This is a genomic window from Marinobacter sp. UBA2688 (genome assembly GCF_002352785.1).
GTDB classification, from domain to species: Bacteria; Pseudomonadota; Gammaproteobacteria; order Pseudomonadales; family Oleiphilaceae; genus Marinobacter; species Marinobacter salarius.
This window is the reverse complement of sequence record NZ_DELU01000024.1, coordinates 387093-400221: the sequence shown is the minus strand read 5'-3', so window position 1 is coordinate 400221 and position 13129 is coordinate 387093. Positions and strand designations below refer to the sequence as shown.

General features: G+C 57.0%; 8 protein-coding genes. 5 read left to right on the top strand and 3 right to left on the bottom strand.

Going from position 1 to position 13129, the window contains the following annotated elements; genetic code table 11:
• The coding region (locus tag B3M52_RS14980; protein ID WP_286749817.1) for an ATP-binding cassette domain-containing protein at positions 1–555 on the top strand (555 nt) is incomplete at its 5' end.
• 201 nt (positions 556–756) lie between these two features.
• Positions 757–3516, top strand: coding sequence for an aconitate hydratase AcnA (gene acnA / locus B3M52_RS14975; protein WP_075195626.1), 2760 nt, complete (start codon positions 757–759; stop codon positions 3514–3516).
• 63 nt (positions 3517–3579) lie between these two features.
• Here acnA and B3M52_RS14970 read toward each other — a convergent pair whose 3' ends face one another.
• The 3 genes from B3M52_RS14970 to B3M52_RS14960 are packed head-to-tail and all read right to left on the bottom strand — an operon-like array spanning position 3580 to position 9779.
• On the bottom strand, positions 3580–5499 hold the full coding sequence (locus B3M52_RS14970) for an ATP-binding protein (RefSeq protein ID WP_075195627.1): 1920 nt from the start codon (positions 5497–5499) through the stop codon (positions 3580–3582).
• A 6-nt stretch (positions 5500–5505) separates the two neighbouring features.
• Positions 5506–7968, bottom strand: a complete 2463-nt coding sequence (locus tag B3M52_RS14965) for a PAS domain S-box protein (protein ID WP_075195628.1) — start codon at positions 7966–7968, stop codon at positions 5506–5508.
• Complete coding sequence (locus tag B3M52_RS14960; protein WP_075195629.1) at positions 7965–9779, bottom strand: sensor histidine kinase; 1815 nt, start codon at positions 9777–9779, stop codon at positions 7965–7967. Before B3M52_RS14960 ends, B3M52_RS14965 begins: the two co-directional genes overlap by 4 nt.
• 106 nt (positions 9780–9885) lie before the next feature.
• Between B3M52_RS14960 and B3M52_RS14955 the strand changes: the two genes are divergently transcribed.
• The 3 genes from B3M52_RS14955 to B3M52_RS14945 are packed head-to-tail and all read left to right on the top strand — an operon-like array spanning position 9886 to position 13128.
• Entirely contained in the window at positions 9886–11583 is a 1698-nt protein-coding gene (locus tag B3M52_RS14955) for a diguanylate cyclase (RefSeq protein WP_075195630.1), read from the top strand.
• Between the two features lie 11 nt (positions 11584–11594).
• Complete coding sequence (locus B3M52_RS14950; RefSeq protein ID WP_075195648.1) at positions 11595–12740, top strand: response regulator; 1146 nt, start codon at positions 11595–11597, stop codon at positions 12738–12740.
• Entirely contained in the window at positions 12733–13128 is a 396-nt protein-coding gene (locus B3M52_RS14945; RefSeq protein WP_075195631.1) for a response regulator, read from the top strand. Before B3M52_RS14950 ends, B3M52_RS14945 begins: the two co-directional genes overlap by 8 nt.
• Position 13129 lies beyond the last annotated feature (1 nt).

The window sequence follows — 13129 nt, the reverse complement described above, 5'->3', positions numbered from 1 at the left end:
CAGCAGGGGCAGGTGCTGCTGGGTGGTGTGCCGGTCCAGCGCATCGGGCTCCCCTGTCTGCGGGAGAACGTGGCCACCGTGCTGCAGCACCCGGCCCTGTTCAACGACACCGTGCGACAGAACCTCACCCTGGGCCGGGACAAGACCGACGCCGAACTGTGGCAGGCCCTGGCCATCGCGCAACTGGACGGGACCGTGGCGGACATGCCTCAGCAACTGGATACCATGATTGGCCGCCAGGGGGTGCGTTTGTCCGGTGGCCAGCGCCAGCGGCTGGCCATTGCCCGTATGGTGTTGTCGGATCCCTCCGTGGTGATCCTGGATGAGGCCACCTCCGCCCTGGACGCCGAAACCGAGTTTCAGCTGCATCAGGATCTAGAGGCTTTTCTGCGTCAACGCACCACCCTGATCATTGCCCATCGTCTGAGTGCCGTGAAACAGGCCGACCGTGTTTACGTTTTCGAGGACGGCTTCATCACCGAGGAAGGGCATCATGATGAGCTGATCGCCCGCCAGGGGCTCTATGCCCAGCTTTATGGGGATCGACAGGCCTGAGGAGGGTAGGGGTATTCACCGCCGCAATACTGAACATTCACGGAACCGCAGTTGAAGTCTGGTCAATCGGTGCAATAGTTATAGGAGACTTTCAAAATCAGGGTCTTTGCATCAGTCTATTGCCATCCGCGGTCAGTACGCTGATGCAAAGGCTACTGCTAAGCCTTCCGAAATCTTCGGATCATCAAAAGGAGGCACCTCATGTCGAAACAAAGCCTGAGTAAAGACAGTCTCAATACCCTTTCCAGCCTGGAGGCTGGCGGCAAGACCTATCACTATTACAGCCTGCCCAAGGCTGCCGACACCCTTGGCAACATCGACAAGTTGCCGTTTTCCCTGAAGGTGTTGCTGGAAAATCTGCTGCGCAACGAAGATGACGCCACCGTGGACCGGGGCCATATCGATGCGATGATTCAGTGGATGAAAGACCGGAAATCCGATACCGAAATCCAGTTTCGTCCCGCCCGTGTACTGATGCAGGACTTCACCGGTGTGCCCGGTGTGGTGGATCTGGCGGCCATGCGGGAAGCGGTCAAGTCAGCCGGCAAGGACCCGGCAATGATCAATCCGCTGTCGCCGGTGGATCTGGTGATCGACCACTCGGTGATGGTGGACAAGTACGGTGACCCATCAGCCTTCAAGGACAACGTTACCATCGAGATGGAACGCAATCAGGAACGCTATGAATTCCTGCGTTGGGGCCAGCAGGCGTTCGACAATTTCCGCGTGGTGCCGCCTGGGACCGGTATCTGTCACCAGGTGAACCTGGAGTATCTGGGTAAGACCGTGTGGAGCAAGGACCAGGACGGAAAAACCATCGCCTACCCGGACACCCTGGTGGGAACAGACTCACACACCACCATGATCAACGGCCTTGGCATCCTCGGCTGGGGTGTGGGTGGTATCGAAGCGGAAGCGGCCATGCTGGGCCAGCCTGTGTCCATGCTGATTCCGGAAGTGGTCGGCTTCAAGATTACCGGCAAGCTGCGCGAAGGCATTACCGCAACGGATCTGGTACTGACCGTCACCGAAATGCTGCGCAAGAAAGGTGTCGTGGGTAAGTTCGTGGAATTCTACGGTGACGGCCTGAAAGACATGCCCGTCGCGGACCGTGCCACCATTGCCAACATGGCGCCGGAATACGGGGCTACCTGTGGTTTCTTCCCGGTGGACGAGCAAACCATCAAATACATGCAGCTAACCGGCCGCGAAGACGACCAGCTTGAGCTGGTGGAGGCCTATGCGAAGGCCCAGGGCCTCTGGCGCCAGCCCGGCCAGGAGCCGGTGTACACCGACACCCTGGAGCTTGATATGGGTGACGTCGAGGCCAGCCTCGCCGGCCCCAAGCGCCCGCAGGACCGGGTTGCCCTGAAGAACATGAAGGCCTCGTTTGAACTGCTGATGGAAACCGCCGAAGGCCCGTCAGAGTCCCGCGAAGGCAAACTGGAATCGGAAGGCGGGCAGACCGCCGTTGGTGTCCAGGACAGCTACGAACACGCCGCCAGTCAGCCGCTGGAAATGAACGGTGAAAAGACACGGCTGGACCCCGGCGCGGTGGTCATCGCAGCAATCACCTCCTGCACCAATACGTCCAACCCGAGCGTGATGATGGCTGCGGGCCTGATTGCCCAGAAAGCGGTCGCAAGGGGGCTGGATACCAAACCCTGGGTGAAAACCTCCCTGGCACCGGGCTCTAAGGTGGTGACCGATTACCTGAAGGTGGGTGGTTTCCAGGACGACCTCAACAAGCTTGGTTTCAACCTGGTGGGTTATGGTTGCACCACCTGTATCGGTAACTCCGGCCCGTTGCCGGATGCCGTTGAGAAGGCCATTGCCGATGGTGATCTTACCGTGGCCTCGGTGCTCTCCGGTAACCGTAACTTCGAGGGTCGGGTGCACCCACTGGTGAAAACCAACTGGTTGGCCTCACCACCGCTGGTAGTGGCCTATGCCTTGGCGGGCAACGTGCGCCTGGACCTTTCCAAGGATCCTCTGGGCGAAGACAAAAACGGGAAGCCTGTGTACCTGAAGGACCTGTGGCCGAGCCAGCAGGAAATCGCCGAAGCGGTCGAGAAGGTGAAAACCGACATGTTCCATAAGGAGTATGCGGAAGTCTTCGACGGCGATGCCACCTGGAAGGCGATCAAGGTCCCCGAGAGCAAGGTGTACGAGTGGTCCGACAAGTCCACCTACATCCAGCACCCGCCGTTCTTCCAGGGCCTGAAGGAAGAGCCGGACGCCATCGATGATATCAAGGACGCGAACATTCTGGCGCTGTTGGGTGACTCCGTCACCACCGACCATATTTCGCCGGCCGGGTCGTTCAAAGCCGACAGCCCGGCGGGTAAATACCTGCAGGAGCGGGGTGTGGAGCCGAAGGATTTCAACTCTTATGGTTCGCGCCGGGGCAATCACGAGGTGATGATGCGTGGCACCTTCGCCAACGTGCGCATCCGGAACGAGATGCTGGACGGCGTTGAGGGTGGATTCACCAAACACATCCCCACTGGCGAGCAGATGCCGATCTACGATGCGGCCATGAAGTATCAGGAAGAGGACACCCCCCTGGTGGTTATTGCCGGCAAGGAATACGGCACCGGCTCCAGCCGTGACTGGGCTGCGAAAGGTACCCGCTTGCTGGGCGTGAAGGCCGTGGTTGCCGAGTCCTACGAGCGTATCCACCGCTCCAACCTGATCGGTATGGGCGTGATGCCGCTGCAGTTCAAGGACGGGGTCGACCGCAAGAGCCTGAAGCTGACGGGCGAGGAAACCATCAGCATCAAGGGCCTGTCCGGTGACATCAAGCCGGGTCAGACACTCGAAATGACGGTGACCTATCCGGACGGCAAGACCGAGACCTGTGAACTACTGTCCCGGATCGACACCGCCAACGAAGCGGTTTATTACCGCCACGGCGGTATCCTGCACTACGTCGTGCGGGAGATGCTCAAGTCGGCGTGACTGTTTGGTCTGGCGTTGGTCTGGCAGGGCAACCTGCCGGGCCTCTCAATACTCAGTTACCCATTACCCCGCCACTGGCAGTTCCAGCCAGAACGTAGCCCCCTCGCCCGGAACGGATTCATAGTCCACCGTGCCCTTCATGCGCGCCATCAGCTCCCGTGTGATGGCCAGACCGAGCCCGGTTCCGCCACTGGCTCTTCGGTCCGACGAATCAGCTTGTGAGAACTTCTTAAAAATATGCTCCCGAAAATGCGGGGCGACGCCCTCACCATGGTCTCTGATACACAGCCGAACCGACTCTCCGCGCTGGCTGGCGAAAATGTCGACGGAGGACCCTGCCGGAGAAAACTTGATGGCGTTGGACAACAGGTTGGTGATGGCCTGGTTCAGGCGCTGACGATCCACATGAACTGTCACGGCTGGCAGTTCAGCCACCTGAAGATGAATGTCTCGCTGTTGGGCAAAGGTTGCGATGTTTTCAACACTCTCGTGAACAAGATTTTGCAGAACATGGTGTTCGCTACGGAAGGGCATTTTGCCGGCCACAAGCTTTTCTATATCGAGTAAGTCGTTGATCAGGAACGTAAGCTGTTGGCTGTTCCGATAGGCGATGTGCGCCAGTTTCGAGGCCTTCTCCGGCAGCTCGCCGACGGCATTGTTGGCCAGTAGCCCGAGGGAGCCGGAAATCGAGGTCAGTGGGGTGCGAAGCTCGTGGCTGACAGTGGAAATGAACTCGTTCTTCAGGTGGTCGACTTTCTTCCGCTCTGAAATGTCCTCGGTGATCAGCCAGACAACGGGTTCGTTGCCGTAATCGTCCAGTTGCAGCCCGTGGAGCATGACGGGGGCCAGTTCCTGCCCTGGCGTCATGAAGTAGCCTTCGAGGCCGCTGAGTCTGGCATGTTCCCGAAGGGTTTCCTGAACCCCGGGCCTGTTGGCCAGCGGCTCTCCATGGACATCAAGCGGTTGGTCGAAGAAATCCAGTGACTGGACGGATCTGCCAAACTGGTTTTCGAACGTTGGGTTTGCCCGGAGCAGTCGATTGGAGGTGACACTGAACAGCCCGATGCCCATGGGGGCCAGTTCGAAGAGTCCCCAGAGCCGCCGCTGCATTTCGCGATCCCGTGACATCAGGCTGGTGAGCCAGAAAACAGCACCGCTGACAATGACCAGCATCGCGAACAGGCTGCCACGAAATATCCAGGGCTGACTGGGGTGGTTTGGCCAGCCCCCGACTGGTTCGGCAAACACCACCCAGGTAGCGCCTCTCATGCGAATCGTGCTGGTGACTGGATCTTCCCATTGAAAGGGGCGTGTGGAGAAAAAAACCGACTGAGTGTCATTAACGTCGGCCGACGACGAGATCGCTACATTGAAGTCGTCTTGCAACGTATCCAGCCCTATCGACGAGTACAGTTTCTGAAGGTCCAGTATCACTGAAATAACCCCCCAGAAATCGCCCGAGGCCTGTTCGAATATGGGAACACGCCCCGCCAGCCCCTGCCCGCCCTGAACCAGATCAATAGGGCCGGTGAACACCACGCGACGGGTGTTGAGCAGCATCTCGATCTGATCTTGCGACAAGCTCTGTGCGGTCAGGTCGAGACCGATCGCAGCCTCATTGCCGGCCAGTGGGTAGACATGGCGAATCACGAAATCCGGAGCCAGTCCGATGTTTCGGAGTTCCGGTGCCAGGCTGAAGATGACCGAGGCCAGTTCCCGGAAGCGTTGGCCGTCGATATCGGGTTGTATCGCGACGTTGGCGGCCAGTCCCCACACGGTCTGGATGTTCTGCAGTATGGCACTTTGCAGCTTGAGGCTTATCTCATCCGTTTTTTCCTGCCACTGCTGACGGACATCGTTGCGGTGGCTGGAAGAGCTGGATGCATCAAGGGAAACCGCGACTACAATGACCAACAGCAGAACGCCCAGCCTTGAAGCCCAGATCAAACGATGAAACACGTTAGCCCGCGTTTGTGCCGCCACTATCGATTACTCGTCACTCTCATCGGGTTTGTCACTCTCATCGGGTTTGATGTCCAGCCAGAACGTCGAGCCGTATCCCTCGGTGGATTTGAACCCCACGCCGCCGCCCATTTGCGACATGATCTCCCGGGTAATGGCCAGCCCGAGGCCCGTACCGCCACGGCCTCGGGTATCGGAGCTGTCAGCCTGGGCGAACTTTTCGAATATCCTGGCTCGGAAGGCTTCCGGTATGCCTGTGCCATAGTCCGTGACTTCGATGCGAAAAAGGCCGTCATGAAGGTGTGTCAGTATGACAACCTCGGCCTCCGGCGGAGAAAACTTGATGGCGTTGGACAGCAGGTTGTCGAGTGCCTGGCCCAGGCGCCGGGCATCGATAGCGGCTTTGACCCAGGGATGGTGATTTTCGAACCGAAGTGAGATTTGCCGATCAACCGCGTAGGTTGATGTTCGATCCAGGCTGTCCTGAATGATCGCGCTGATGTTCTCGCTGTGCATCCGCAGTTCCATTTTTCCGGAGACCAGCTTTTCCATATCCAGCAGATCATCAATCAGATGCTTTAGTTGGTCGCTGTTGCGGGCTGCGATAGCCACCATGGCTTTGACTTTTTCAGGTAGATGGCCAAAAACCCCGCCCGCGATCAACCCAAGGGAGCCTGATATGGACGTCAGGGGGGTTCGTAGTTCATGGCTCACGGTGGAGATGAACTCGTTTTTCATTCGGTCAACCTTGCGGCGCTCTGATATATCCTCAACCAGCGACCACACCAGTGGTTCGTTGTCGGCACGCTCCACCAGAACGCCCTGGAAGAGCATCGGGAACCGGGTGCCATCCTTGCGGATAAACTCCTGCTCCACGGGGCCGAACCGCCCGTGTTCTTTCAAATCAGTGATGGCCTGCTGCGTTTGCTCGGCGTAGTCCTCGGGAGTGACGTCCCAGTAGTTCAGTGCCAGGAACTCGGCGTGTGAGTAACCGCTGTACTCCAACAGTGCCGCGTTAACATCAAAGTTCTGTCCGCTTCTGAAACTGGTCAGAAGAATGCCAATCGGTGACAGTTCGAATAAGGTACGCAGCAGTTGCTCTCGTTCCGCGAGTGCAAGCTGCGAGCGCTTCTTTTCATCGACGTTGGCGAGAAACCCATGCCAGATGACGCTACCGTCCGGGCGCCGTTCCGGCGTGGCCCGGCCCTCGACCCAAATCCAGTTCCCATCCGGAGCTCTGACCCGAAACTCGGACTCCCAAACCGCCAGTGCCTCCTGGGAACGGTCGATGGAAGCGGCTACATATTCAATGTCGTCGGGGTGTATGGCATCAAAGGCAATGCTGGCATCCTCTATAACAGTCTCCGGAGAAACGCCGTAAATATCACGTATGCCGTCGCTGCTGTAGAGGAACCTCGACTCACCATCCTGGAGTACCTGATACTGATAAAGCATTCCAGGCACGTTTTCGGACAGCTTTCGCAGCGTATCCTCATGGGAATGTTGCTGGAGAAGGGCTGCCATCCACTGTGCCAGCCACACGATAAACAGGCGATCCAGATCCGTGAACGGTCTGGATCTTGGCGATACCGAGGAAAAATTAAGCGTGCCGAAGAGCTTGCCATCAAACTCTATGGGTGCCGCAATATAGCTCTCGAGGCCCATTTGGGCATAGCACGACTGATGGCGATAGCGCGAGTCGCCCATATGGCTGATCGCCAGATGGTCGCCTTTTGCGAGCATCAGTGCACAATAGGTTTGTTCCACCGGTAGTGACAGGCCGGCTTCCAGTGGAGAGTCATCCGGCGCTCTGAACCAGCGAATCGTATAGACATCGGTGGTGATTTCGCTGACGATGCCGGTTTCCAGTTCAAGGTGTTGGCGCCCCAGATCCAGGGCCATGTCTATTTTTTGTTCCAGGGGCGCGGAGGCGTCCACCGTCAGGTTGTTCAGTGCACTCAGAATCCGGGTCTTCTCGAGTTGTTCCTGGCGGGATTTACTCGCTTCGAAGTCATTGATCTCTTCATCGACACATCGGGCCAGCTCTTCCAAAAGCATGCGTTGATCGCCGTCGAGCGATCGTGGCCGGGTGTCTATGATGCAGAGAGTGCCCAGGCGATAACCTTCATGGCTGCGGAGTTGAGCACCGGCGTAGAAGCGAATGTTTGGCGGGCCGGTAACGAGCGGGTTATCGGCAAATCTCGAATCCTCGTGGGTGTCCTCGACAATGAACAGACGATCACTGAGGATGGCGTGGCCGCAGAAAGAGATGTCCCTGGGGGTCTCCCTGGCCTCCAGCCCCTGACAGGATTTGAACCATTGCCGTTTTTCGTCGACCAGTGACACCAGGGCAATGGGGACGTCGAAGGCCAGTTTGGCCATGCGAGTAAAGCGATCAAATCGCTCCTCTGGTGACGTATCGAGCAGGTGAGTTCGCTTCAGCGCGAGAAGCCGTACCGCCTCATTCAATGGGCTTTCGGGTGCTATCACGAGTCTGTTTCCTCATCAGCGACGGTCGACAATGCCTCACCGGATCCGGATGTGGGCATATCGACCCAGAAATGCGCGCCCTGATCATTGTAGTAGCCAACCTCTGCATGCATCAGCGTTGCCAGTTCGGCACAAATGGCAAGCCCCAGCCCCGTACCCTTTACCGAACGGGTGGTGCCGGTTTCGGCCTGTGCGAATCGTTTGAACACGCTGTCGGCAAAAGAATCCGGTACTCCAGAGCCCTGATCACTAACGGTGACTCTCACGTATTCCGGTGAGTGGAGCCGGGCTTTTATCCTGACCACTCCGTTTTTGGGCGAGAACTTGATGGCGTTGCTGACGTAGTTGTCCAGAATCTGCCTCAGCCGGTGCTTGTCACAGAGTATATGTGGTAGCTCACCGCTGTCTGACATCAACCGGACATGATGTTCAGTAGCCATAGTGTTGTTGTCCTCAACGGTGCCGTAAAGTATCGGTTGGATCGCTTCGCTTTGAATTCGCACTTTGAGACTGCCATCGGACAGTTTGTTGAAGTCGAGCAAATCCGACACCAGCAGTTGCAGGCGCTCGCCATTTCTCAGGGCGAGGTTTGCCATGCTCTGGCTTTTTTCGCTGAGTGGTCCGGTGGTGCCGGAAGAGAGCAGCTTCAGAGCGCCAGTCAGTGACGTCAGGGGCGTACGAAGTTCGTGGCTGACCGAGGACATGAAATGATCTTTGAGCCTGTCCAGGCCGTCACGTTCCTCCAGAAGTCGATTGAAGGCCACGGCCAGGTTGCTGACCTCCGGAATGCCGGACTCGCCCAACCGCATGGCAGAATCCGGTTGTTCAGCCATGTGCTTTATACTCGTCGTCATTCGGTCCAGTGGCGACATGGTGCTCTTGACCAGCAGGTAGCTTAACGCGGCGATCACCAGTGTGATCAGCAGGCTGATGCTGAAGAACTGGAGAAAGGATTGTCGGGCGGGTGTTGTTGCCTGATCATAGGGAACAGCACGGACGAAGACCCACCCCAGCCGTTGCAGGTGATTGGTGGCGTATATCAGGGGCTGACCATCCTGGCCGTTGACCTGTCCGAACGTGATGCCGGATAGCGCTGCGTCTGTCAGCGCATCTGCGCCAGGAGGCGGCAGGGGTTCGATGTTCTGGGAGCCCTTGCCGGAATCCACGTACAGAAAGTTTTCCGTGTCGATGATTTTCTCGATACCCTGGGATCCATACAAACCCATGTTGCGTTTTTCGGGTAATAGAGTGGTCTTGCCCAGATCCAGGGTGCCGCCTGCGAATCCAAGCAAGTCCCCTTCATCCGTTTCGATGGGTGCCAGAAAGGAGAGCAGGGGCCTGCCAGTGGTTCGCCCGATAATAGGCTTGCTGACAATAGGCCTTCGTTTCTTCAAGGCTTCCTGGAAGTGAGGGCGATCCAGATAGCAGGTGCCAATACGATTTGGGACGTAGACATTTTCTGCCACGGCACATCCGTTCTCATCGAAAATGAGAAGCGCCGCCGGAAACAGATCCTGGATTGCCGTTTGGCGATTCAGTGCTATCTCCAAGGCAGACTGGTCCGGAAGGTCGTCGTCGGCAAATTGTGAGGCGAACGCTGACAGAGAATTTAGTCGAAGCTGAAGCTTCTGGTCGACCTGCTCCGATGTTCTTGCAGCTTCGAGAATCTGGCGATGGGTGAGCAGGTCTTCAAAGTCCTGTACCAGGGCCTGATAGGCGATCGCAATAATGGCCAGGACGGTTACTAGACTGCCTCCGCCAATAATGATCGCTACGCGACTACTAAGGGAGAGCGATTTGCCTGATCGCAATGAAGTGCCTCTCTGTTGCGTTTTTCCGGATAATGTTCTGTGATGAAAGAAGATTAGCCTAGTTGAACCGGTTATATTAGTAAAAAATCGAGGCCTCAGACCTTTTATGGGAAAAGATCCAAAAGCGGATATCGCGGATAAACTCGCACAATTGCGACTCAGCTTCCGTGGTAAGGCGGAGGGGGAACTCGATCAGTTGAGCGAAGTCGCTGCGAGGGTAACCGGGGGGGCTCAGGGGCAGCGACTGCGGCGTGAAGATGTGATGTCGGCCTACCAACTGCTTCATCGTCTGGCCGGTTCTGCCGGAACCTTCGGGTATGCGGTATTGGGGGCGGAGGCACGAAGGCTGGAACAACGCCTTAAGCCATTGGTGGAAAAATACCCGGTGCAAGCCGACGGTGACCCAGAGGTTCCCGGCGAGGAAACTCCACAGGTTATCGATACCCTGACGCAGGCAGGGCACTTGCGTTCTTTGTTGGATGAAACGTCGGTGTCGACAACCCGCAGTACCAACGATCCTGAGCACTTAAATGATCATTACAGTCTGACGGCCGCAGATATTCAGGTTGTCCTGTGTGGATTATCGGAAGGTTCGCAGGTTTTTCTGGAGTACGCACTCTCAAATTACGGTTTTTCGATATCGCGACAGGCGGTCTCCACCCTCTCCCTTAGCGGAATGTCGGGAGTGACCCTTGTGGTGACCGGTGAGGACGCGCTTTCTGAGGTGTCCGCGGCGCTCGATAAGAAGACAGGGAGCGCCAGCTTACTGAAACCACCGCTCATTTGTATCGGACGCAGGGATGATTTCCGAAACCGGTATGCCCTGGCGGATGCCGGGGCAGATGCACTTATTACGGAACCGGTTGATGCAACCGTACTGACGGAAAGCATCGAGCGTTTGGTCAGTGAGCAGAGCCGGACGGTTTCCGGGAAAATCCTGATTCTGGATGACGATGAAGATCTTGCTGGGCACTACCGGGCGGTGCTGGAAGGAGCGGGCTTTAATGTCCGCGCCATCAGTAATCCCGAGACGGTGTTGTCGGAACTCTCGGAATTCTCACCTGACATAATGCTGCTGGACGTTCGCATGGGAGATTACTCCGGGCCGACGGTGGCAAAGCTGGTTCGTTTTGATCCCGAATGGGTAAGCCTGCCGATCATCTACCTGTCGTCCGAGCAGGATAAGCAGGTTCAGCTCGAAGCCATGGCAAAAGGGGCGGATGAGTTCCTGACCAAGCCCGTGTCCGACAGCTATCTTGTACGCGCCGCCCAGATCCGCTGCTATCGCGCCCGCCAACTGAACGAGCTGCTGATACGGGACAGCCTTACGGGCCTGTTGAAACATTCGTATATAAAGCAGGAAATTGATAAGGAACAGGCCCGCTGCAAGCGACTGTCGCAGTCCTCGGTTGTCGCCATGCTGGACCTGGATCATTTCAAGAAAGTGAATGATCAGTACGGGCACAGAATGGGCGATATTGTCATTAAGGCACTTGCCAGCCTCCTCAGGCAACGATTGCGTTCCACCGACATGATCGGCCGGTATGGCGGGGAGGAGTTTGTGGTGGTTTTGCCGGAGTGCTCGATACAGGAAGGGCGGTCGGTGATGACTCAGATCTGCGAGGCATTCTCTGACCTGTCGTTCAACAATGATGGTGCTAGCCTGTCGGTTACCCTCAGCGTGGGTATTGCCGCGCTGGATGCTTTTGAGTCCGGTAGCGATGCGCTCAACGCAGCGGATCAGGCCCTTTATGAGCGAAAGAAAGGGGGCCGTAACGGCGTGACGATTTTCCATCAGGGATGAAGCATAACGTTATGAAGGCACTTATTCTGGAAGATGACACATTGCTGGCGGATCTGCTGGAAACGGTGGTCGGCGGGCTTTACCCGGGTATTGATATTTTCGTAACGGCGTCGGTCAGGGGGGCTCTGGCACATTGGTCCCAACACGGCTCTGACCTGATGATCATCGACTGGAATCTGCCGGATGGCTCGGGCCTTGAGGTTATTCGCGCTGCCCGTGAGAAGAGCAGCAAGACCGCCATTGTCATGATCTCCGGCCGGGCTGACAGGGATTCGGTTCTGAAAGCCGCACGCTACGGCATCAATGGCTATATCAGCAAACCGTTCAGTGTGGAGATGGTGCACGAAAGGCTGACAGCACTGGTGGACCCGGCAGACTTTGATCGGGAGTCTCAACCTGATCTGGAGCACCTGCTGCAGACGTCGGTGGAGTCCGTTATTCAGCTGCCCTCCGCCATTGATACGGCTCGGGTTCTCGAATTGATGGCGCGAAAACAGGATATCTCCCCATCGCAGCTCGCGGAGCGGTGGCATGGCGAGGTTGCGTTGACAACCCGTCTGCTTGACGTGGCCAACAGCGCCTCGTTCCAGAAAACCGGTGAGCCGGTCCGCAGTCTGCGTGACGGGATTGCCACCATGGGTGTGGATATGGCCTTGCGGCACGCGATGGCCATGTCGCTGGATATATGCGGCCAGTTGCGCGATACCCGTTTGGCGGAAAGAGCGACTGTCTTTCTCGAAACCGCCGAGAAGGTAGCCCAGGAAGCCGTACGAATTGCGTTACGTATCGGAATCGATCAATCCGATGTGCACACGGCGGCCCTGCTCAGCCGGGTCGGCGAACTGGCGGTGCTCAAGGTGATGCAGCAATGCCTGGATCGCAAAGGCCAGGTTTCTGATGAACAGATTGAAAGCGGGTTAACGGCCTGGGCTCAGAGTTATGGGAATCGTCTCAAAGTGCAGTGGCATCTGCCTTTGCAGTTGAGAGAGCTGATTGGCGCAGTTCATTTTCTGCCGCGTGATGCCACGAGCGATTCAAAACTGGTTATGCGTGCCTCCGCCTTGATAGCGGATGGGCAGAATCAGGGCGAGGAATGTTTGCGCTTGCTGCGCAGACTGGGGGTGGATAACCATGAGAGAGGTACAGACGATGGCTAGCCCGGTCGGAGAGCTTCAGCGAATTCTTTATGTGGAGGACGATGCCGACATCAGGGCCGTGGCGGAGCTGGCACTGGAAACCGTTGGGGGGTTTTCAGTAAAGAGCTGCAGCTCCGGTCAGGAGGCGCTTGTTGAGGGTCCGGATTTTGACCCCGAACTGATCCTGCTGGATGTTATGATGCCGGGTATGGATGGCCCGACTACGTTTCAGGCGTTACGGGAAATTCCGGCATTGAGCGCGACACCTGTGGTGTTCATGACCGCTAAGGTGCAAACTGAAGAGGTGGCGTTCTACAGGGAATTGGGAGCGGTTGACGTGATACCCAAACCGTTCGACCCCATGACTCTTGCCGATCAGATACGTGAAATATGGACGTCCAAGGTGTGAA